Source organism: Saprospiraceae bacterium (assembly GCA_016716185.1).
In the GTDB taxonomy this organism is placed as follows: Bacteria; Bacteroidota; Bacteroidia; order Chitinophagales; family Saprospiraceae; genus Vicinibacter.
This window is the reverse complement of record JADJWV010000002.1, coordinates 2,211,759-2,235,029: the sequence shown is the minus strand read 5'-3', so window position 1 is coordinate 2,235,029 and position 23,271 is coordinate 2,211,759. Positions and strand designations below refer to the sequence as shown.

Below are 23,271 nucleotides of genomic sequence, written 5' to 3'. Positions count from 1 at the left end.
GAAAGACTTAAGAACAAAGATTAAAGATCAAAGATTAATCCCGACATGATGAAGTTGAATTAAAAATAGAACAACTTGATGTCGGGACCTAAGTTTAAAGTGAAAGTCGAAAAGTCGAAAAGTCGAAAAGTCGAAACGTCGAAACGTCGAAACGTCAAAAAGTCAAAAAGTCAAAAAGTCAAAAAGTCAAAACGTCAAAAAGTCAAAAAGTCAAAACGTCAAAAAGTCAAAAAGTCGAAAAGTCAAAACGCCAAAACGTCGAAACGTCGAAACGTCGAAACGTCGAAACGTCGAAAAGTCTAAGTGATCAGGACTTTATTCTTCTCTCAACTGATTGTTTGGAATGGTTCTGATGATGAAAAAAGCTACCGCAAAAAACGCCATCAGTGCCAATACACTTAGTCGCATGGATTGTGTCAATTGATTGATAAATCCAAAAAGGAATGTTCCAAAAACAATGGAAACATAATACACCACATCGTAAAAACTGAAAAAGCAGGTCATGTCCGGATGTTCTTTGGGCAACATTTTCGAATAACTGGATCGCGAAATCGCCTGAATGCCTCCAAGTACGAGACCCACCATGGTGGCCAGAAAATAGAATTCCATTTGGCTGTAAACGAAATAAGCAAACAGGCAAATGAACACCCAGATCAGGATCATGATCTTCATGGCATAAAAGTTATGGGTTTTCTTTGAGATGAATGCAAACAGATAAGCACCTCCTATTGCAACCAATTGCAATAACAATATAACAACGATCAATTCTCCTGTTTCAAAACGCAATTCCTGTTTTGCGAAAGAACTGGCCAGATAAACCACGGTTTGCACCCCGGCGCTGTAAAAAAAAAAGGCCAAAAGAAATCGCTTTAAATGAGGATGCAACTTCAGATAATTCCAGGCTTTGCTGAGTTCTCCATATCCTTTAGTGATCCAGTTGGATTGCCATTTGGTTGCTTTATCTGAAGGTAACCAGATAAATGTGAGTTGAGAAAAACTGATCCACCAGATCCCTACACTTAAGAATGCGATTCGGGTGGCCACGGATGCATCCAGGATACCAAACAACTCTGGCTTTTGGATCATGGCAATGTTCAGACACATCAGTATAACACTTCCGATGTACCCAAAGGCATAACCTCTGGCGCTGAGTTTGTCTGCACCATTTGCAGGAACGAGTTGATTGAGATACGAATCATAAAATACCAAGGAACTGGCATGACTTGCCGTAGCCAACATAAAACAACTCAATGCTAAAATTTGAGTGGCCGGACCATCAAAAAAAAACAAACTCATACAAGCAAAGCTTCCCATTGTTGTAAAAATCCTCATGAATAATTTTCGATGGCCTCCATAATCTGCTATTCCGGATAGCAATGGAGATAGAAAACAGACCAATAGATATGCTATGGACACAGAATATGCATATACCGAAGCATTCGCAATGGATACAGAACCAAACTGAAAATAAGGATCTGAAAACTCAAGAAAATAAACCGGGAAAATTGCAGTTGAAATAACGAGTGAATAAGCGGAATTCGCCCAGTCAAACATGACCCATCCCCATTGGGCTTTTTTAGATTGCTCCATATCCACGAATCTTTGAACAAGAATACAAAGATTGTGCTGAATTCTTGATCCCAAATCGCAATTGAATTTCGAAAGCTTCCTCTGAAATCATACACAGCGACAATTTTCATCGGGGGCCATCATTCGACTTTCTCAACGGAGCCCAACACCAAAAGCTTAAAAAATGCCGGAAACGGATTAATTTGCCACATAATTTGGATACAACAAGGATTTATGAAAATATTAATCCTTTCGCGAAACGCGAGTTTATACAGTACACAAAGTTTGATCCTGGCTGCTCAGAAACGGGGTCATTATGTGCATGTGATCGATCATTTGATGTGCAACATCATCATTGAGCAGAATAGGCCCCAGCTTTATATGGGTATGGACCCTATAAATGGAATCGATGCGGTGATTCCCCGAATTGGAGCCTCTGCAACCGAATATGGTGCTGCCGTGATCAGGCAACTTGAGTATATGGGCATCCCAACAACGGTAACTGCCAATGCTCTTCTAAAAGCCAGAAATAAATTGCATTGCATGCAGTTTTTAGCAAGCCATGGAATTGATGTGCCTAAAACCGGAATTTCTGCCGGAGATTACTGTGCAGGATTGGTGTATGACCAGATCGCCAAAGATAAAGCCGTGATCAAATTGTTGTCGAGTACACAGGGCCTTGGGGTCATTCTTACACAGACAAGAAGTCAGGGATTGAGTATTATCGAAGGATTTCACAGGGTAGGAGAAGATGTATTGGTTCAGGAATTTATTCAGGATGCAAGAGGATCAGATCTTAGAGCCTTTGTAGTTGATGGTGTTGTTGTCGGAGCCATGTTGCGTCAGGCGGTACCCGGCGAGTTCCGGTCTAACATACACCGCGGAGCGAGCTCCTTTGTGGTTAAATTGAGTGCTGAAGAAGAATCATTAGCATTGAAATCAGCAGAGTTGCTGGATCTTCCGGTTGCCGGTGTCGATATATTGCGATCTTCCAGGGGACCTTTGGTTTTAGAAGTAAATGCTTCTCCAGGCCTTGAGGGTATAGAAGGTACAACGGGTGTCGATATCGCAGGTAAAATCATTGAATTCCTCGAAAAAAAAGTAAGGGAGCAAAACCATTGAGTACATGCTGAGAAAATTTTTTTAAAGATCATGCAGGAAATCAACTTACAGGGACAGGATTTTCCACCGGGCAGTTCGGGAATGGTTCGCATCAAAGCCGGCAGATTGCCTTCAGGAAACAGCATTTCGATATTTACATTTGTATTCAGGAGTAAACAGGAAGGCCCTACCATTCTTTTGCTGGGAGGAATGCATGGCGATGAGATCAACGGCGTTGAAATTGTCAGATCAGCAGTCGCGCAGAAAATGTTTACTCAATTGAAAGCGGGGACCGTGATCGCGATACCACTGCTTAATATTTTTGGTTTTATAAATTTTTCGAGAGACGTACCCGATGGCAAAGATGTCAATAGGAGTTTTCCGGGAACAAGTTCCGGTAGTTTAGCATCGCGCATTGCCAAAATCATTACAAGAAAAATTTTACCCCTTATAGACTTTGGAATTGATTTTCACAGTGGAGGTGATAAACATTGGAATTATCCGCAACTTCGTTATTCTTCAAAACATCCGGAGTCCAAGGCATTGGCTGTAAAATCCAATTTTCCCTTAATTGTGGAAAAACATGTCGTATCCAAATCATTGCGAAAAGTTGCGAAAGACATGGGCAAGCCCATTTTGGTTTTCGAAGGAGGAGAGGCCCATCGGCTGGATCCCTTTATAGTGCAGCAGGGTCAACAACTCATCAGAGAAACCTTAGCAGCTCATCAAATGATTGATGTGCCGGTGCTCAAAGGAGTCGTTAAAAAAATCTACAGAAAAACAAGCTGGGAACGTGCTCACGATGGAGGATTGGTACGTTATAAAAGGGAAGCAGGTACATTTGTTGAAAAAGGAGAATTACTGGCTATATTAACTGATCCTTTTGCACAACGCGAAACCAGGATGCATGCTTCCCGCGACGGATTTATTTTAAGCCATAACAATGCACCTCTGGTCAACGTTGGAGATGGAATGTTTCATCTGGCATTTGAAGATGAAAAACATGTTACGATCTTATAAATTGAAAATTATAGTTTTTTGCTTCCTTAGCATTTTGTCTGCGAATGTCGGTCTGTCGCAAAAGGACTTGTCTAAACGGCAATTGAAAAAAGCATTTAATGAATTTATCAATGATCCTGTATTCAAACATGCACAGCTTGCTGTACAATTTACAGATTTTGAATCCAGGAAAATTTTATTGAAACAAAACGAACATAAAACCCTGATTCCTGCTTCAGTTATTAAATTGATAACATCGGCTCTGCTTATCGATACGTTAGGTCCGGAGTTTAAGTTTAAAACAGAAATATTGCTTCGCGGCCAGGTTATCGATTCGGGTATCTTCAATGGTTGCCTGATTTTTGTGGGAAGTGGAGATCCTTCATTTTGTTCTCCTTATTTGAAGGAAGCCGTGCAAATAGATTCTATAGTGCAAATAATCAGTAATTTTTGCACAAAAAATGGAATCAAATCAATTCAGGGAGGCATCCGTATTGAGAATAGTTACATCAATGATCCTCCGGAAAATCCGGAATGGTTGTATTACGATCTTGGAAACTATTACGGGGCGGGTTGTTCTGCATTCAATTTCAGGGAAAATGAAATTTCATTGGGGTTGTCTGCTGCTCCACAACCGGGAGAAATTTGTCCGGTCGCCGAAATATGGCCAGACTATGGCTTGCAAAAATTTCATTCGGAAGTCAGAGGCAACAGCAGCACTGAAAGAACTGAGGTTTTTGTTTTAGGTAACTCTAATTCTGATCAAAAGTGGATTCGGGGAAAGTGGAAATGCTGTACTCAGGATACTTTGTTTTTTCGAGCTGCGATGCATGATCCTTCGCTCTATTTTGCTAAAATGCTGACTGAAAAATTGAAGTTGTCGGGATTGGAAATTGGCGACATGGAGGGATCAGGATATGAGAGGGATAGCAACAGGGCCAACAAAATTTATATCGGCCACATTTATTCTCCACCTTTGCATGTACTGATCCAAAGGGCATTGTACCGGAGTGTAAATTTATATTGTGAATCTTTTTTGCATGAACTGGGTTCTGTTTATTTAAAAAACACAACCAGGGATTCGATATTAGCATATATAGATGACAAGCTGAGCAGGGAAGTTTTTGGAGATGAAGCATTTGAATTAGAGGATGGGAGTGGATTGTCGCCTAAGAATTTCATATCTGCCGAAAACATGTTGAAGTTTCTCGAACGATACAGGTACTGTAAGGATGATTTACAATATTGGAAGCTTCTACCCGATATTCACCAATCGGGAGCATTGAAAAAATACATGAGTCCCAAAAAAAATGCTCATACGGCACTTCATTTGAAAAGCGGAAGTATGGAAAGAGTCAGGGCTTATGCAGGTTACCTGGTGAAGAACCAAAAGCCGGTAGCGGGTATTGCTATATTTGTCAACAATGATCCCGGAAAATCGGAATTGCTTCAAAAACATATTGCCAAATTCCTGGATAAAGTGATGCTTCTTAAACTATAATGCGATGAAAATATTCATGATCCTTGGATTTATTTTATTTTGGGTTTCCTGTAAAGATCAAAAGGATGGAACTTCTGGAACTTTGCGGCAGGCTTCCGCTGAAGACAGTTCGTTGCAAATGGTCAAAGAACATGAAATCAGAGACCGCACAGTTTGGCAAAAACCATACGACGTCATTCATAAATTAGGCTCTCTGGAAAACAAAGTCATTGCTGATATTGGCGCAGGAAGCGGGTATTTTTCATTTCGATTTATTCATGAAGCAGGAAAAGTTATTGCTGTGGATATTGAGCCCGATTTAATACTTTTGATGAATCAGGAAAAAAACTATTACAGAAAAGAATTGCAGGATCGGTTCGAAGCCAGACTTGCAGACAAAGATGATCCAAAATTAAAATCCGAAGAAGTCGATATTATATTTATAGCGAATACCTACACCTATTTAAATGATCGCATCAACTACCTTAAAAATCTGATTCCTAAGTTCAAACCGGATGGCCGCCTGATGATCGTCGATTTCAAGAAGAAGCTCACTCCGATTGGTCCTTCTCAAAATTCAAGGATGGCTCAATCAGAAGTAGAACAGGAAATATTAGATGCGGGTTATTCCATTGTCGAATCCGATGACCTCATGCTGGAATACCAGTATATAATTGTGGCGAAGTTAGATTCCAGATGATGGAGGATTGGTGTTAGATGATGGATGATAGATGATAGATGTTAGATGATGGATGATAGATGATAGATGATGGATGATAGATGATAGATAATGCATAATGATTACGCCTTAAGCCTTAAGCCTTAAGCCTTCAGAATCCAGCCTTCAGCCTTACGCCTTACGCCTTACGCCTTACGCCTTACGCCTTCAGCCTTAAGCCTTCAGCCTTACGCCTTCAGCCTTACGCCTTAAGCCTTTTGCTCCGAGCTCGAAACTAACTTCTTTCTCATTCAATTTACTACTCATGAACTCTTTGAGGTGTGACCAATTCCAGTGCAGTTGAATCAGTTGCAATTGTTTTTGATTCTTTTGAAACTTCAAATTCCTCTGAGAGATCCGGTTGGCCTGCTTCTATCCAGGCGCTTAGCCAGACACTGCCCAAATTTCGAATGCATGCTCTCATGCGTTGTTCGACCTGGTCATCGAGACTTTTGTAATACCGTTCAGCATATTTTTTACAGGGTAGCTTCACCGTCGTGCTGCCTCTGGTTTCAAAGCAATATTGTTTATCAAAAGGGTAGGTTTGACTCAGTGTTTTTTCTTTTTCAAGCAATGCGGGAACAAATGAGTGACTTTCGTACAGGATATTCCATATAAACCTGTTTATATCTTCTATAAAAAATGCCGGCCCTACTACAAAATCGAAATCCTGTTCTGCGAACAACTCGGGAATCCTACTCTCCCAGAATGCATGAATGCCTGTCTGGTTCGTGAGTTGTCCATTGTAATTTTTACTGGTATGTAAAGGCACATGCGCGTCCCCCAGATAATGTCCGATATCGGCAGACAACCTGAGAATTTTTGGGTGATCCTTTTCTTCAAAAGCCTGAATAAGTTGTTTATAGACTCTTGTAAAGTGGTATGGTAATATACCATGCTTTGAAAAGGTGTCGATGATTGATAATCGGTAATCAGGAGTGACTTTCTGTATAAAATAGTCTTGTAATATCGTTAGGTCAACATTCCAGGCATCGGGATCGTATTCTTGCAGTATATGATTATAAAATAATTTCTGAAACAATTTGATGGATATTGCGCAATGTTCCGGTTCAAGTAACTCAACAATCTGCTTAGAAAAGTACAGGCTATCCTGTTTTCCATAGAAGCTGGATAGATTTGGTACCACTTTATTCGTTTCAAACAATAAAAGTGTGTCTGCATCACTAAGGATATAGAAACTTTCAAATTTTAAGAGCGCAAGTGCGTAGTCTGAAGGCAGGCTGTCAACTGGTTTATGCAACCAATGATCCAGATCTATATAATGTCTGATGGCTTCTGCTTTTACTGTATATCTCCTTTTGTCGGGATCTACTGAATGACTCGTAATGTATTCGATGTTTTTCTTGTAAAATGTGATCAGGTCAGAGGGCAATGTAAATATGGCCAATCGATTGATGAGTTTATGTCCGAAAAATCCCCAATCCACTGAATCGGTTTGTAGGTTTGTATGTGTGTAGAAGCTAAGAATTAATATTGCAGTCGCGTATTTGCGCATAATCAGAGTGCTGTAAGGCAAATATAAATTTCATGTACATTGTTTTTTGTGTGATTTATTAAACCTGGGAAATCATTTATTGAATGCCCTGAATGAATGTTTTACCTCATCTCAGAACACACTTTCCAGGTGATCATCTATTTTTTAAAAAACAAAGTATGCGAAGAGTCGGGATCAGATAAATTCCTCTTTGAGCTGACAACTGTTAACTATCAACTTTTCACTGTCCCAGAAAATCGTATTTCGTACGAAGGATTGGTTGGATGACCGGAAATTGAACCAATAAAAAATCACCGTCGCTTCGAACCACATGCAGTCTGAAAAATTCTCCTGACGCAGTGAACCTGGGGTCGGTATTTATTTTAGTTTGACCGGACGTATCTTCCATGATGGGATAAAATTTGTAAGTCATGGCACTGTCCAGGCCATTGGCTAGAATTGTCATTTTACAAAAAGGAGTAAGTGCAGCAATGGCCTCTTTTTCCGGGTGTTTGTTTTGGATTCCTTCTACGCCAATACCCGCAAATGACTGAAAATAGTTTTGCAGTGCTTTGGGATTTTGTATCATGAGTTGTTTATTGGCCTGCATAATATCGAGCAGCAAGAATTTATTTTCTCTTTTTTCGACTTTGAAAGAATTATGAGATTGAAACGGATATTCAAGGGTGACGGATGAAATATTTGCCGGATCGATATCAATCAAGGATCGGTCTCGCCAATCATTGTAGCTCAGGTCATATCGTTCCCGCACATTGCCCACGAAGGATGGAATTGAAACAATATAAGGCTGGTTTGATCCTTCCATTAAGAAGAAATTTCCATCTTCCCTTAGCGTCGCTCCGCCTACCCAGTAAGATTTCATGAGTTTTTGATTCTTGCCATAAACTTCAACTTTTATGCCAGAGCCGCGAATTCCATCCATGATGGATTGGTAATAGGTTTTGGGTGGAATGGATTGCATTTTTACACTGACCAGGGTTTGCAATAAATTCGCGATGGCATTGGGAAATACCTTGTGTCGCCCATTTAAGGTCCAGTAAGCTTCATTTTTGGATAAGTATATGGAATCTCCAATACGATTGTTGAGTATAATAGATTCGATTTGATCTTTACTTTTTACAGCAAATTCACGTTCTGTCTTGAGTTGTTCCATAGCAGGATCCTTCTTCATCATCAGATACCAGCTCAATGCGCCTAAAGCCAGGAATATTCCCGCAAGTAGGAAAAGTGTGTTGCCTTTATTCATGTATTATGCCATGTATTTTTTTCTGCGTAAGTAATAATTCACAAAACCACCGCCAATCAGCAATATAAAGGGCAGCCCGATATTTAAAAATTGCCAAAACGTCTTTTCGCGATCAATTTTAACCTGATCGAGTAATCTGATTTTGAATTCTTTGGATCGGGCTTCAAGGATATTTTCTTTATTACACAAATACTCGACAGCATTCACGATAAAACTTTTATTTCCACCATAGCTGATTTTTTCAAATTTGCTGTAGCCCATTTGCGAATGTTTGTCGGTATTGGGATCGTAAAAATTTCGAGCTAGATCTCCATCTGCTACCACGATCATTTTGGTTGGTGTGCTGACTGGTTTAAATTCAAGGTTTAATTTTTTTAAAGCATCGATCATCGATGTTTCCAGTTTATTGGTAAATGGTGAATTAAAAGTCCCTTCGAGCAGAATGCCCATAGTCAGATGAGGTTTATCGAATTTTGCCGGATCGGGTGGATACCTCAGGATATCGAACCCAACTTTTGCCGGAGTCAATTGGTAACGGCTGTAAGGCGAAGAAACGATGAGTGGAGTTTTCTTTACGTTAGAAGCTGTTTTAACCGTATCGATCCGTGCCGGAAAGTCCAATAAAATCCGGTCGATATTATTTACAATAGGGTGGTTGTTGTAAGGAGCAGCAACCGGAAAATAATACCAGGGAAATAACTCTATCTGAGGTTTATCTCCTATTTTACCAATGACTTGTGCGATTTTACTGCATTCCATATCGAGCACCATGGTTGGCTCAATACGAATTCCGTAGTTAAAGAATAAATCCCCTAAATTGAGCTCAAGGGGTTCGGGAATCATTTCTTGTCTGTAGGTAAAGCTATCGATTCCAATTTGAAGGGCATCAACCATCCATAAGATTTTTCCACCCTGCATCAGGTATTGGTCCAGAATAAATTTATTGCGTTCGGAAAAGGGCTGGAGCGGTTTTGCGATGATCACCAGATCAACTGTTGATTTTATGGCATACAGGCTATCGAGATTTGAATGAAAAACGTTGTAAAAGGGCTTTAACAATTGGGTTGCAGCACGTGTATATTCAGTTGCCAATTCTCCATTGGATGTCGTAAGCAGAATGTTTTGCTTCTCTTTCCGAAGTATTTTTTCAACAGCGTTGATAAATTTATATTCCAGTTGAGAAATGCTGTTGTTCAGATTCGCTTCCTGATCGAGCTCCGGTTGATGCTCAAGCAAATTCACTGCAATTTTGCGTTCGCCCAGATTAAAAATTGCATAGGGATATATAAGTTGTTCTGAAGATTCAGTTCCGGATTTAACTTTCAGATTGATTGGAGCTAAACCATCTTTGCCGAGCTTTTCTCTGATGTCGTTAATTTCCTCTATACTTCCATCGTTAGGATTCTCAAAGATGAAGTCTATATAAGCATTTTGAGTTTTGAATTGATTGAGCAGATCTTTAGTAGCATTTTGAAGACGCTTGAAACCGGAAGGAAAATCTCCATCGAGTAAAATGCGAACATAAATTTCTTCGTCGAGTCGTCGTAAGGTTTCTTTCGTGCCATCAGATAAACTGTACCTTTTCTCTTCAGAGAAATCGAAACTAAAATTCAGAAAAGAAGAGATCACATTAATAAAAAGCAGAATTCCCAGGACAATGAAAATTCTGACAGGCCGTTCGATGTTGGCAATTTTCATATCAGAACTGTCTGCTTTTAAGTGATTCATAAGTCAGGAACAAAAAGAAAAAGACCAGGGAAAGGAAATAGATTAAATTATCAGTGGCGATGAGCCCTTTAGATAGGGAAGTATAATGATAATCCATCCCAAACATCTGAACCAGGTCGTCCGTTTTTCCAAAAAACACAGGAAGTTTGGATGCAAAGAAAAAACCAAAATAGAATAAATAACACAAGGCAGCAGCCAGTAGAAAACAAACAATTTGATTTTTCGATAAACTTGAAGTAAATAATCCAATGGCACAAAATCCTGCAGCCAGACAAATCAGTCCAATGTACGAACCAAAAACTGCTCCCGAATCGATATTTCCCCTGGGTGAACCAAGTTGATAAATGGAAATATAATAAAGTAATGTGGGGAGTAATGCGATCAGGCACAACGTCAGTGAAGCTAAAAATTTAGCGCCAACAATTTCCCATTCGCGTATGGGTTTAGTCAGGAGTAACTCCAGTGTTCCGGCCTGCATTTCTTCTGAAAAGGAACGCATGGTTACGGCCGGTATTAAAAATAAAAAAATCATGGGAGCAAGTGAAAACAATTGTTCCAGACTTGCATAATTGTAATACAGTATGCTAAAATCCGGAAAAACCCACATCATGAGTCCTAGCAATAACATAAAACTCCCTATGACCATGTAACCGATAAGGGAGTAAAAAAAGCCGGCGACTTCTTTTCTAAACAGAACCCACATCGCTGTTTGATTTAGTAAGTTGATTAAATACCGTTTCGATGTCGGTTTTGTCTTCGCGTATTTCCCTCAACGTCCAGTTTTTTGCAGCAGCGAGCTTAAACAATTCGGCTCTGGGATCATTCTGGTCTTTGCACCAGATTTTGTACTTGCCGTTGCCAAGGGATTCCAGTTTGCTTATGTAAGTCTGGGATTTTAATTCGCTTACAGGGATTTCGGAAGTAAACTCCAGAAAAATGATCCGGGTATTATCTGCGTTCGAGAGCAAATTTTGGATGGGCTCGTCTGTCACAATTTTTCCTTTGTTGATAATCAATACGCGGTCGCATAAGGCTTGAACTTCCTGCATGATGTGGCTGGAAAAGATCAGTGTTTTTTCTTTGCCAACTTTTTTAATAAGTTGTCGGATATCGATGAGCTGATTGGGGTCGAGTCCACTTGTAGGTTCGTCGAGTATCAATATTTCGGGATCGTGAATAAGAGCCTGACAAAGACCTACCCGTTGTCTGTATCCTTTGGATAAAGATGCAATCTGCTTTTTGTATTCGGATTTCAATCCTGTCATGTCTATAAGTTCGTCTACCCTGGAATTCACTTGAGGTACTTTGCACAATCGCCCGAAAAACAAAAGGAACTCGCGGACAAACATATCTTTATACAGGGGGTTGGATTCTGGCAAATACCCGATCCGGCTTTTGGAAAGCTCAGCTTGCTCACGGATCTCTGTGCCGCAAACATAGATTTCGCCCGATGTCGGAGGAAGAAAGCCGCAGATCATCTTCATGGTGGTAGTTTTGCCTGCACCATTGGGCCCTAGAAACCCCAGAATCTGCCCTTTTTCCGTTTTAAAGGAAATGCGGTCAACGGCTTTTTGACTACCGAAAATTTTGGATAAATCCCTGACTTCAACCGACATGAAAGCTATTAAAATTAAGGCGCAAAGTTATAACGTTTGATATCAATTATCGTTGGTTGAGCTGGTTCAATCTGGCGATTAAGTCGCGGTAGTTCCAGGCCTGGTTTATTGAGTAGCTCCCGATTCCAGTTCGTGTAAGTGCCGATAAGTAAGCACCACAGGACATTTTCTGTCCAAATTCGTGGGCCAGCGACCGTATGTATGTGCCTTTGCTGCAAATTACCTTGAATTTAATTTCAGGATAGAATTGTGTGTCGATATCAAATAGGCGAATGATCATTTCCTTGGGCTCAAGTTGTATATCGGATCCGGCTCTTGCCAGCTTGTAAGCCCTTTTTCCACCCAATTTAATTGCAGAATGGAGTGGGGGAGGCAGTTTGATATTTCCGGTTAGCGAGGATCTCACAGATTCCAATTTTTCATTCGATTTTTCAGGAAGAGGAACATAAGATGAAATTTCAGATTCCATATCATAACTGGCTCGGGTGTAACCGAGTCGCATTCGCCCTTCGTAGGTTTTTTCGAGATCCTGAAACAAGTTAATTTCAGAGGTTTTTTTTCCGGTGGCAAGGATAAGCAATCCGCTGGCCAGGGGGTCTAATGTACCTGCATGGCCTATTTTTAGTTTTAACCCGGAATGCCTTGTGATCGCTTTTCTGATGCCATGCACGATGCTGAAGGAACTTAGTCCATAGGGCTTATCAACTAAAATGAAACAGCCATTCCAAAAGTCAGTACCAGGCAAACCCGGGGTTTCAAAAAAATGATTATGATCAGACAAACAGAATGATTAAAAACAAGAAAGCAGGATTAAAAAATCCTATTGAAAGAGGAATTTCCTATGAGCAAGCGGTTTAATCCTCTACTTTAAAAATTGCGTAGATCTGAAAACCAAGACCCATAACGATCAAAAATGGGGCAACGGTGAGCCGTATCGGACTGTAAATCAGGCTTTCATCCCAAACTTCAGGGCTGGGCATACCCCCCCCCAGCATGAGCAATAAACCAAGAACAATAAGGCCTACACCGATAAACATCCATTTAAACTGCGCCTTGCCATAAGTCATAGCATGTTGAACTTTGGTTTTAATGCTGGTGGTTTCCGGATTTTTTGAACTGATCGGTGCAGGAGCTTTAGCACCTGTTTTTTTAGATTTTGCTTCTCCCATTTTATGTTCTGATTAAGGTCTGAATCTTACTTTTTACCAAAATATATTGCAAAGATGGTCCTAAAATCAATAAAATAAACAGAACCCAGAAGAATTTTATTGTTTCCAGCCATTCATAAATCCAGGGCAGGAGCTGGTAGATGAAGAATAATACGAGACCCAGAAGGCAAATACTAAACAAAGCACTGGCCAATCCGAGAGATAACGAACGATTCAGGTAATTTTTCAATATCCTGGATTCAGCTGCGCCAAGTTGGTTCCATTGGTGGATCATACTGCTTCGAGAATCGACGAACACCTGGGCCAGGTAATCGCTGATCAGAAAGCCAATGGCTATAAACAACAAGGTGAGCAGCAATGATGCTTTCTGCAGGCGGCTGATGCTTTTACTGATATCTGTGGTGAGTTCGTTTTGGTAATTCAGGGATTGTACGCCGCTCAACGCTTTCAGATTTTGCTGAAACTTTTCAAACGCATCGTTTTTATAAATAGCGGGTTCGAGTTTAAAGATCAGGATAACAGGTAATAGTCCAAGCGCTGCTTTTCTCGCACTGTCGCTTCTCAAATCGTTGGGAAGAAACTCCCGGAGCTCTTTTTCGTCAATTTGCTGAACCGAACCGGGCTGAACTTCTTTTTGGTTTTTTAGCCAGTCTTGTATATTTTTTTGTTGGTCAGGAGAGCTATTTTGCTCTAATTCCAAAGCGATAACGGCCTGTGTGAGCCATTTTTTCTCCAATCCAAAACCATGAAACCAGATCAGCATCGACAGACCTATAAGAAACAAGACCCAGGCATAATTGATGACATGCAGCAGAAAACTCTTACGGGTACTGTCCAAGGGTGCAGGAGGTTTAAGCCCCAAAGTTAGTCATATTCAAGAAAAGGATTATACGAATTTAAAAGCCGAATGATAAAAATGGGTCAAGGATAATGGGTAATAGATGATAGGGAATAGATGATAGATGATAGATGATAGATGATAGATGATAGGGAATAGATAATAGGTAATGGATAATAGGTCAAGGGGTGAGGTAGTCACGAATTATTCTTACATCTTACAGTTTGATTAAATCGTGACTACTTCAGTTTATCCTTGACAATTAATTGGATATTACATTTACCTAATTTACGATCCAATCATTAATTGAATAGTTTTTTGAGTTGTACCATTGCTTACACGTATCATGTGCACTCCCGGTTTGATATTAAATCGGGTGAGATCAATTGTAGGATTGTTTTCAGATGCCGGAAGTTGTGCATTAAATATGAGTTTGCCAAAAAGATCGAACATATGTATTTCTTTCTGCGTTTGCTCAAAGCCTTCCAGGAAAAGACTGACATATTCGGTAGCCGGATTGGGTACAGCCTTGACGCTAACAAATGTTTGTTCAATTTCTGGGTTCTGGTCATTCATCAAAACATCAATCTTTGAATATGGCCGGTTTGTTCCTTTGTTTTGCTTTATAGAATTCTGCGGCAGCGTATGGAACCACCCGTTGATGATATTAGAATTCGTAGTACCGCATTTTGATCTGATCTGATATTGATAGAACGTGCCCGCACTCAGAGAAGTAAAGGCATGCTCATTTCCAGGACCAGATTTGTTGCCCCATGCAGACCATCCAGACCAGACACCTGCACTGATCTCATATCGGATCCGAAGTTGATAGTTCGTATTGCATGGCGTACCGGAGTTCCATTTGATCTTTGCTGAATTTGTAGTAGTATCTTTATGGTATACCTGTATAGGTTGTCCGCAACTTTCAGCTAATACAGTGACTTTAAAACTGCATGTACTGGTATTTCCTGAATTATCCGTTGCCTTGTATTTTATATTCGTTACACCTAATGGAAATAAATCATTTTGCGCTAAACCAGAAGTCCTTTGTAATTTGACTCCTTCTATTTCAAGTATGGCATACCTATTTAAATTATGATTTAAATCATTAAAACAACCACCAACTTCCAATTCCAGATAATTATTTTCGCTGCCTCCATTGGGTTCTCCACTACACCAATTTGAATAACTGAAAGTTTCGCAATTATTCCATTTCCAGACGCCTTCTGTTTCCTCATCATTTCCTCCAATCCATGCATATCCTGCACCGCTTTCTGCAATCACATTTTTTTCTTCCTCAGAGGTGATGCTTGCCAAATGCCCTCCCGCAGCAATGGCATTGTTATATGCCGTTGTAAAATTGGACAAGGCATTAGCCTGATAGTAATGGCTGTTGCCATAACTGGTTTTGTATGTATATCCGGATGGAGTCGCCGGGGGACAATTATCTGTAACGATTGGATCCGGATAACATACTTTAGCCGAACACTCGTTAGCTTGAGTGGTGACTTCAATATTTTCCGGGCAGGTCAATGTCGGTTTTTGATTATCGATGACGTTTACCGTAAATGTACACGTCGCGATGTTACCTGTTGCATCGGTAGCCAGGAAGTTGTTTGCCGTTTGCCCTACCGGGAAAGTCGAACCGCTGGCCAGTCCACCCGTTTGTTCCCAGTTGGCAGTGCAGTTGTCCGAGGTACTGATATCGTAATTCACTACAGACCCACAGATACCGGCGTTGGTGTTAACACTGATATTGGCCGGGCAAATGATCGTCGGGTTTTCAATATCGTTGACGGTCACGCTGAAAGAGCAGGTAGCAGTGTTGCCACTACCGTCGGTAGCGACAAAGGTATTGACCGTGATTCCTACCGGGAATATCCCAGGGTACAGGCCGGCGGTTTTGGTCCAATTGGCAGATCCGCAATTGTCAGCCGTACTGATGGCGTAATTGGAAAACTTGCCGCAGGTTCCGGGCGCGTTGGTCAGGGTAATGTCGGCCGGACAAGAAATCACCGGCGCTTCCGTATCGCTCACAGTAACGGACAAGGAGCATGAGGCTGTGTTTCCGCTTGCATCGGTGACGACATAGGTATTGACCGTTGACCCTACCGGAAAAGCACTTCCACTTGCCTGGCCCGCTACCTGTTCGGTCATGGCGCCGGGACAGTTGTCTGTACCGGTAGGGGCGGTGAAGTTTACAACTGCGTTGCACTGTCCTTCATCATTGTTGACTGTGATGTTGGAAGAACAAGAAATGGAAGGGGGTGTATTGTCAACCCCTGCATCAATCTGGATATTCGTTTGGGTAGCCGTACAACCCGGAAAGCCATTATCAGACACCGTAAGTGCGTAAGTGCCGGCCATCAGTCCGGTAAAGAGCCCCGTACCGTTGGTGGCTGACTCTGGACCCGTCAGGGAATAAGTCAGGGTATTGTTGGTAGAACTGCTGGCGGTTATACTAATTGTGCCATCTTCAGCCCCGGGACAAACTTCATCTGTGACAGTTACCTCTGAAATTGTCAGGAGGCAGTCAGCAATATTTACGCTGGCCTGATCACTGCGACTGTAACTCCGAATATCCAAACCCGAACCCGGCTGGGACTTATAGCTGGCATTCGCAGTATTGATATAAGTAAGTCCTGGGCTTGCGCTGACCCGAATGGTAGCCATCGCCGTAACGGTAAAGGAACCCCCTACTGGTATGGAGGCAACAGATACATTAACCTGATCATTTGCCAGATCGGAATTGTCTGTACCGCTGTTAATGCTTACACTTGTAAGGTCAAATACAGATGGCAGGTTGTCAGTGAGTATAACGTTGTAAGCAGCAGCAGAACCATTGTTGGTCAGTGAAAAACTAAAGGTAAGCTGGTCCCCGGGAAGTGCATCTTCGAGGTTGCCGCCACTGATAATACCATTGCCATTTGTAGCCACTATCGATTTTGTAAGGAGTATGTCCGGCTCTACAATTTCTACATCTGCAACGATATTGCGCGTATATTGTGAGTTGGAAGCGTCTCGCCATTGATACTGCAGTCGGTTGCCGGTTTCATCTCCTGCCCTGTTTGATACGGGTGCTGGCACATTATCTGCTGGGCCACCGCTATCGTCTTCATCATCCATCCGGGCATTGATGCGGATGATATATCTGTCGTTGTCATTCACAACATTATCCGGCGTATTCAACACATCTCTGCCACCTCCTAACCATAACTGAGTTCTTGTCCCGTCACCGTCTGAAGGGCTTGAATCTTCTATAGTAAAAAATGTGTTAACGGGCTCAATCCCATTTCCACTAAGGTTTGCACCAACATGAATGACTTCTGCACTGAGCATATCCATCACCCGATACTGACGTCCGCTGGTGTGTCCATTGGGCGAGGTTAAGTCAATCATGGTGAAGTCGGCCGTTGTGCCTTCGGGGAAGGTAACGGTAATGATATAGCTGAAGAGTTCGCCAATGGCGGCATCTACATCAGCGGTGTATTGGCCTGTATTGGTATTAGGGTCAGAAGAGGTATCTGTATAGGATGCACCGAATATTCCGGAAGCGGGGCTTTGACTGGGATGTTCCACTTGTTTGGCTACCTCGGGTTCAGGTACTTTAAATGAGGGAGAATTGGCCGATGCTTCGTAATCATTCAGTGCGCCGCCGAACCCGTCTGCACCGTTGCGGTTTTGTGGGCCGGCAACAGGAAGGGAGTTGTAGGTTACGGTGGCGGTATTTGTCCACGAATCAAGTGGTCGAACCGTGTTTTTCAACTCTAATCGAATGGTAATACTCACATTTACTCCAGGCTGTATCACAGTCCAGGAGGCATTCCATAGACCTGTACCCACGTTGTAGTTTGTACCAGAAAAATTGGAACCTGTGGTAATGAATACTCCATATTGCGCCACAAACTGCGATGGAATAATATCTTCCATCTGAACATTATAGGCGGGGGCATTGCCCGTGTTACTGATCCGTACTGTATAAACATAACGGTCGCCCGCATCGCCCTGGCTTATCGAATTGCCATTGAAGTCGTCCCGTTGAAAGATCTCAACGCCAAGCTGCGGCTCGGCAACTTCAACCGTCCGTTTTTCGGAAGTTGTCAAAACTGATCCTCCTTCTGATAATTCGGCTTCATTTTGAAGCAGTATACCGGCCTGATTACCGGCTACGTTCAGCACAAGGGCATTAAAAGTGATTTCAAGGGTTTCGTCGTTGAGGTCATTGTCGTTATTCACCACGGAACCTAGATGAAAATACACATCGTCTCCGGAAGACCCACCTCCGCTGATCGTTGTGCTGTAGCTAAGGCCGTTATCAGAGCTCTCTATGAACTGAGCACTACCATTAACATATTGCAATCCATCTGGCAACAAATCCTTAATAACCACATTGTCGCCTGACCCTTCCGGCACTTTCAGCAAAAGGCGGAAGGTAACGGTCTCACCAATAAGTACTGCACGTTCATTGCCCATGCTGCCATCCCCGGTCTCCGGCGAACCGGCTTCGCTGGTGTTGACAATTTCTTTCGAAAGCAGGTTGCAAACATTGGAATTTACAACTGTTACAGTGGCGCTACAAGTACTGGTGTTGGCGTTCATGTCTTCCACTGTCAGTATGACTGTATTGTTACCCGTTTGGAAACAGTTGAAGCTGGTTTGATTCAGGTTCAGGCTGGCAATGCCGCAGATATCGTTGGAGCCGTTATTCACAGCCGCAGCTGTGGTGGAGCCATTGCCTGTAATGTCAAGGTGTACCGTAACATTCTGACAAACAGCGGTTGGAGGTTCAATATCCACTACCGTTACCGAGAAGCTGCAACTTGACGTATTGCCGCTCACATCGGTAACCACAAAGGTGTTGACCGTCGTGCCTACCGGAAAGGTAGCGCCGCTGGTTAAGCCGCCGGCCTGAGAGGTTCCGGAAACTGAGCAATTATCGGTACTTGCCGGCGTTGCGTAATCCACTACCGCGCTGCAGACACCAGCGTCGTTGCCTATACTGATGTCGGCCGGGCAGATGATTGTCGGATTTTCAATATCATTGACAGTCACGCTGAACGAGCAGGTAGCGGTGTTGCCACTACCGTCGGTTGCAACAAAGGTATTGACCGTCAATCCTACCGGGAATATCCCCGGGTACAGGCCGGCGGTTTTTGTCCAATTGGCAGATCCGCAATTATCAGATGTACCGATGGCGTAATTGTAAAACTTGCCGCAGGTTCCGGGCGCACTGGTCAGGGTAATGTCGGCCGGACAAGAAATCTCTGGTGCTTCCGTATCGCTTACTGTAACAGTAAAGGAGCAGGAGGTCGTATTACCGGCCGCATCCGTAGCAACGAAGGTATTAATCGTTGCACCCGCAGGAAATACATCGCCACTGGTCAGTCCGGTCGTTTGCACTGTGGTAACGGCCGAGCAAATATCGGTGCCGACTGGTGCGCTAAAATCCACTGCTGCCGAGCATTGGTTGTTGTCGGTGCCGACACTGATGTCGGCCGGACAAACGATAATTGGAGGGTTTGCCTCGTTGACGGCAACGGTAAATCCGCAGACACTGGTATTGCCGTTCGTGTCAGTCACCAGGAAAACATTTGTCGTAACACCTACCCCGAAATCTCCACCGCTTGGAATGCCTCCAATTTGGCTCAAGGTTTCACCAGCGCAGTTTTCGCCGTAGGTGACGGTATAATTAACCACAGCGTAGCAGCTGTTGGGGTCATTTACGGTTACGATATTCGCCGGGCAGTTCAACAGGAAGCTATTGCATCCTTGTGCCTTACCCAGGTCGTTGATACTCCAGCCGTGGTTGTTGATCAGGTCGCAGCGGCCAGCGCCACCCTGACAATATTTGCTGGAGCCGGCATGGAAGGGAACGCCGGGTTTCAGCGAGGGTAAACTACTCCAGCCATTAAGCAAGGCATCGTAATTGGCAGTGGAGAGGCCGGCATACAAAAACATATCCATCATAGTCGATACGTTGCTGACATTCCAGTTGCCAATATTTTGGTTAAAAGCAATAGCTTGGAAAAACATTCTGGTCATATTTGTCACCTTACTGACATTCCAGTTGCCAATAGCCTGATTGAAGGCTGTAGCATCGAAAAACATTTCAGCCATATTCGTTACATTTCCGACGTTCCAGTTGCCGATATTCTGGTTGAAGTTGAGTGCTGAAAAGAACATACCGCCCATGTTGCTTACGTTACTGACGTTCCAATTGCTGATATTTTGATTGAAACTGATTGCCTGCATGAACATTTCAAACATCCCGGTTACATTGCTCACATTCCAGTTTGCAATATTCTGGTTGAAAGCTTTCGCACGTGTAAACATATTGTTCATGTTGGTCACATTGCTCACATTCCAATTGCCGATCGCCTCGTTGAAATCGAAGCATTCATAAAACATGCCGTTCATGTTAGTCACATTGCTCACGTCCCAATTGTTAAAACTGCCCTGGCCGCTTCCTGTCAACCTGTAACACCCATAAAACATATTGGCCGTAGAGTTCACGCCCGAAAGATCGGGAGCATCTGTAGCGGGAACGGTCAGGTATTCACAGTTGGCAAAAGTGCCTTGCATTGAAGCCCAGGCGATTTCTCCCCATTGAAGTACTTTTTTCAATCTGGTGTATCCCTGGTTACCGAAGGAAGCACGTGGGAAATCGCCAAAAATCCGTATTTTGTACGTACCTGCCGAAGCATAAGTATGGCTGACATCCCCTGTGTTGTGTGTATTGACGGTGCCGTCGCCCCAATCCACAAAGTAGTCGTAGCCGCCACCTGTTGTATTGATCGTGATGGATTCATTGGCGTTGGTTGTCTGCCACTCGGTGTTGAAGGTTTTTGTTGGATTCGGCAATACCTTTACAGTTGCCGTGCAAGTTTTGGTATTACCGTAATTGTCCGTACCAGTCAGCGTGACCGTGCTGGAACCCAGATCGGCGGTTGTAAAAGTATTGGGACTAACCGCCAGACTTTGAATACCGCAGTTGTCCCAGGAACCGTCGTTCACCTGATTGCTGGAAATGCTTGCATTGCCGTTAATATTCAGCTCTACGGTTGCGTTCTTGCATTGCATAAAAGGAGGCTTGTTATCCGTCACAGTTACAGTCCAGCTACAAATAGTGGTATTTCCAGAGGCGTCGGTTGCTTTCCAGACTTCCGTGGTGATACCCAATGGGAAGATGCCGTAAGGGCCACGACCGCTTACAAAATCCAAAGTCGTATTGGGACAGTTGTCTGAAACTGGCGGCGGGCCATATTCCCATCCCGTTCCACACCACGGTGCAAAGTCCGTAGTGAAATGCCAGTTACCCGGGCAGGTAATAGTCGGATTTTGCGTATCGTTGACGGTAACGGTAAACGAACAAGAGGCCGTATTGCCGCTCACATCGGTAACCACAAAGGTGTTGACCGTCGTACCGACCGGGAAGGTACCGCCGCTTGAGATACCGGCTGTCTGCAGAGTCGTGGCGCCGGCACAGTTATCGGTGCCGGCCGGGGTGCTGAAGTTCACCACCGCCGAGCATTGGTCGGTGTCGTTGTTTATGGTGCTATTCGCCGGGCAACTGATCTGTGGAGCGACCGTTTCGCTGACGGTCACGGTGAAGGAGCAAGTAGCGCTATTGCCCGATGCGTCGGTAACCATGTAAGTCTCCGTCGTGGCGCCGACCGGAAATTCGCCGCCACTGCCCGGGCCGGACACGAGCACCGTGCCTGCACCCGGACAGTTATCAGTACCGACAGGGGCATTGTACGTAACAATAGCGGAACATTCCCCGTTCACTTTCACTACCTGGATGTCGGCCGGGCAGATGATTTCGGGTAGGATGTCTTCAGTAACGGTGATCGTCGCCGTGCAAGTGCCGGTAAAGCCGAAATTGTCGGTCACCGTCAAAGTAACGAGCGTATTTCCCGTGATAAATGGGCCCTGGGGTGAAAGGCTGTAGTTCAGCGGGGCACCCTCCGGGTCGTAGGAGCCGTTGTCGACTTCCTCAGCCGTTACGGTAGCCTGGCAATTGATATCGGCATCTACCGATACGTTTTGGCAGAGGGCTACCGGGGGCTGGGTGCAGGGGCCCCCATCGCGGATGGTCCAGCCCTTATTGGTGATGATGCTCTGCCGTGCAAAGGCGCCGGCGCAGTACTGGCTGCTGCCTGCAGAAAAAACCCTACCGGACTGCAGGTTTTGCTGGCTCCAGCCGATGAGCAGGGCGTCGTAGTTGGCAGTGGAGAGGCCGGCGCCACTGAACATTCCCGAAAAATTTGTTACACCACCTACATACCATCCTCCGATATCCTGGTCGAAACTGCTGGCATCTTTGAACATGTTATACATTTGGTATGCTGATGAAGTATTCCAACCACCTATGTCCTGATTGAAGCTAGTTGCCCCTTCAAACATACCATACATTGTTTCGCCAGCAGATACATCCCAGTTTCCGATATTTTGGTTGAAATTGACAGCATTTCTGAACATGTATTGAAAACTGCTCGAATTTCCTGGATTCCAATTGCCAATATCCTGATTGAAACTGCTGGCACCATCAAACATACCGAACACGGCTGTAGCATTACTAACATTCCACCCCCCAATGTCCTGGTTGAAGGAACTGGCCCCCGCGAACATGGATTCGAAATTGGTAATACCGCTGGTATTCCAATTCCCAATGTCCTGATTAAAGCTGCTAGCCCCCATGAATACACGTGGAAGCCAACTGGCGTTACTGAGATCCCAATTATTCAATGGCTGGTTGAAAGCGGAAGCGTCCTGGAAAATGCTCCTGAAATTCCAAATATTGCTGACATCCCAGTGGTTGATACTTTGATTGAAGCTGCTGCATCCCCGGAACATGGAAACCATTAGGTCCACCCCCGACAGGTCGGGCGCATCGGTGGCGTTCACGGCCAGGTTGTTGCAGCCATAAAAGGCATTCTCCATCGAGGTCCAGGCAATGGCTCCCCACTGGTCCACCGAGAGAAGCTTCTGCCGGTCGCCACCGTTGTTGAAATAGATGCGGGGGAAGGCGCCCTGAATGCGGATGGTGTAGGTGCCGGCCACCATGAAGTCATGCGTCACATCACTGGTAAGGCCGAACTCGTCGAAGGTGCCGTCGTTGTCCCAGTCCACGTCGTACATGTACACGCCCCCGGTGGTCGGAATGGTGATGGAACTGCTGTTGGAAGAGCCGGGGTTGTCCGTCTTCCAGGTGGTGACGAAGTCGTCGGCAGATTGAGCCAGCAGCAGGTTTGCTGCAAACAGAGTTCCCAAAAGAGTGATAATGCGCAT

At 43.7% G+C, this 23,271-nt stretch carries 14 protein-coding genes; 4 read left to right on the top strand and 10 right to left on the bottom strand.

Going from position 1 to position 23,271, the window contains the following annotated elements:
* Nucleotides 1-315: 315 nt before the first annotated feature.
* Complete coding sequence (locus tag IPM34_10535) at nucleotides 316-1,590, bottom strand: MFS transporter (GenBank protein ID MBK8955978.1); 1,275 nt, start codon at nucleotides 1,588-1,590, stop codon at nucleotides 316-318.
* Between the two features lie 213 nt (nucleotides 1,591-1,803).
* Here IPM34_10535 and IPM34_10530 point away from each other — a divergent pair, with 213 nt between their 5' ends.
* From IPM34_10530 to IPM34_10515, 4 genes are all read left to right on the top strand, one after another.
* Nucleotides 1,804-2,691 (top strand): RimK family alpha-L-glutamate ligase, encoded by an 888-nt coding sequence (locus tag IPM34_10530; protein MBK8955977.1) that lies wholly within the window; start codon nucleotides 1,804-1,806, stop codon nucleotides 2,689-2,691.
* A gap of 81 nt (nucleotides 2,692-2,772) precedes the next feature.
* Complete coding sequence (locus IPM34_10525) at nucleotides 2,773-3,690, top strand: succinylglutamate desuccinylase/aspartoacylase family protein (protein ID MBK8955976.1); 918 nt, start codon at nucleotides 2,773-2,775, stop codon at nucleotides 3,688-3,690.
* An 82-nt stretch (nucleotides 3,691-3,772) separates the two neighbouring features.
* Nucleotides 3,773-5,170, top strand: coding sequence for a D-alanyl-D-alanine carboxypeptidase/D-alanyl-D-alanine-endopeptidase (dacB, locus tag IPM34_10520; protein ID MBK8955975.1), 1,398 nt, complete (start codon nucleotides 3,773-3,775; stop codon nucleotides 5,168-5,170).
* A gap of 4 nt (nucleotides 5,171-5,174) precedes the next feature.
* The gene (locus IPM34_10515) at nucleotides 5,175-5,849 is read left to right on the top strand and encodes a methyltransferase domain-containing protein (protein ID MBK8955974.1); all 675 of its coding nucleotides are present in this window, start codon (nucleotides 5,175-5,177) and stop codon (nucleotides 5,847-5,849) included.
* A 277-nt stretch (nucleotides 5,850-6,126) separates the two neighbouring features.
* Here the strand turns inward: IPM34_10515 and IPM34_10510 are convergent, their stop codons facing one another.
* From IPM34_10510 to IPM34_10470, 9 genes are all read right to left on the bottom strand, one after another.
* Entirely contained in the window at nucleotides 6,127-7,383 is a 1,257-nt protein-coding gene (locus IPM34_10510; protein ID MBK8955973.1) for a hypothetical protein, read from the bottom strand.
* Between the two features lie 220 nt (nucleotides 7,384-7,603).
* Entirely contained in the window at nucleotides 7,604-8,629 is a 1,026-nt protein-coding gene (locus tag IPM34_10505; GenBank protein ID MBK8955972.1) for a DUF4340 domain-containing protein, read from the bottom strand.
* Between the two features lie 3 nt (nucleotides 8,630-8,632).
* Nucleotides 8,633-10,357 (bottom strand): gliding motility-associated ABC transporter substrate-binding protein GldG, encoded by a 1,725-nt coding sequence (gldG, locus tag IPM34_10500; GenBank protein MBK8955971.1) that lies wholly within the window; start codon nucleotides 10,355-10,357, stop codon nucleotides 8,633-8,635.
* The gene (gldF, locus tag IPM34_10495) at nucleotides 10,329-11,060 is read right to left on the bottom strand and encodes a gliding motility-associated ABC transporter permease subunit GldF (protein ID MBK8955970.1); all 732 of its coding nucleotides are present in this window, start codon (nucleotides 11,058-11,060) and stop codon (nucleotides 10,329-10,331) included. The genes gldG and gldF overlap by 29 nt, the downstream gene beginning before the upstream one ends.
* Nucleotides 11,044-11,973: an ATP-binding cassette domain-containing protein gene (locus IPM34_10490; GenBank protein MBK8955969.1), complete on the bottom strand. Its 930-nt coding sequence runs from the start codon at nucleotides 11,971-11,973 to the stop codon at nucleotides 11,044-11,046. The genes gldF and IPM34_10490 overlap by 17 nt, the downstream gene beginning before the upstream one ends.
* Nucleotides 11,974-12,019: 46 nt before the next feature.
* Entirely contained in the window at nucleotides 12,020-12,754 is a 735-nt protein-coding gene (gene truB / locus IPM34_10485) for a tRNA pseudouridine(55) synthase TruB (protein MBK8955968.1), read from the bottom strand.
* A gap of 73 nt (nucleotides 12,755-12,827) precedes the next feature.
* Nucleotides 12,828-13,040 carry a DUF3098 domain-containing protein gene (locus IPM34_10480; protein ID MBK8955967.1) on the bottom strand — a complete coding sequence of 71 codons (213 nt, stop codon included), beginning with the start codon at nucleotides 13,038-13,040 and terminating at the stop codon, nucleotides 12,828-12,830.
* Between the two features lie 103 nt (nucleotides 13,041-13,143).
* Nucleotides 13,144-13,980: a hypothetical protein gene (locus tag IPM34_10475; GenBank protein ID MBK8955966.1), complete on the bottom strand. Its 837-nt coding sequence runs from the start codon at nucleotides 13,978-13,980 to the stop codon at nucleotides 13,144-13,146.
* A 288-nt stretch (nucleotides 13,981-14,268) separates the two neighbouring features.
* The gene (locus IPM34_10470; GenBank protein ID MBK8955965.1) at nucleotides 14,269-23,271 is read right to left on the bottom strand and encodes a BspA family leucine-rich repeat surface protein; all 9,003 of its coding nucleotides are present in this window, start codon (nucleotides 23,269-23,271) and stop codon (nucleotides 14,269-14,271) included.

Bases quoted from the DNA above. Each gene is read 5' to 3' on its own strand.
- IPM34_10535 (MBK8955978.1), bottom strand. From the start codon at position 1,590: ATGGAGCAATCTAAAAAAGCCCAATGGGGATGGGTCATGTTTGACTGG.
- IPM34_10530 (MBK8955977.1), top strand. From the start codon at position 1,804: ATGAAAATATTAATCCTTTCGCGAAACGCGAGTTTATACAGTACACAA.
- IPM34_10525 (MBK8955976.1), top strand. From the start codon at position 2,773: ATGGTTCGCATCAAAGCCGGCAGATTGCCTTCAGGAAACAGCATTTCG.
- IPM34_10515 (MBK8955974.1), top strand. From the start codon at position 5,175: ATGAAAATATTCATGATCCTTGGATTTATTTTATTTTGGGTTTCCTGT.
- IPM34_10510 (MBK8955973.1), bottom strand. From the start codon at position 7,383: ATGCGCAAATACGCGACTGCAATATTAATTCTTAGCTTCTACACACAT.
- IPM34_10505 (MBK8955972.1), bottom strand. From the start codon at position 8,629: ATGAATAAAGGCAACACACTTTTCCTACTTGCGGGAATATTCCTGGCT.
- gldG (MBK8955971.1), bottom strand. From the start codon at position 10,357: ATGAATCACTTAAAAGCAGACAGTTCTGATATGAAAATTGCCAACATC.
- gldF (MBK8955970.1), bottom strand. From the start codon at position 11,060: ATGTGGGTTCTGTTTAGAAAAGAAGTCGCCGGCTTTTTTTACTCCCTT.
- IPM34_10490 (MBK8955969.1), bottom strand. From the start codon at position 11,973: ATGTCGGTTGAAGTCAGGGATTTATCCAAAATTTTCGGTAGTCAAAAA.
- IPM34_10480 (MBK8955967.1), bottom strand. From the start codon at position 13,040: ATGACTTATGGCAAGGCGCAGTTTAAATGGATGTTTATCGGTGTAGGC.
- IPM34_10470 (MBK8955965.1), bottom strand. From the start codon at position 23,271: ATGCGCATTATCACTCTTTTGGGAACTCTGTTTGCAGCAAACCTGCTG.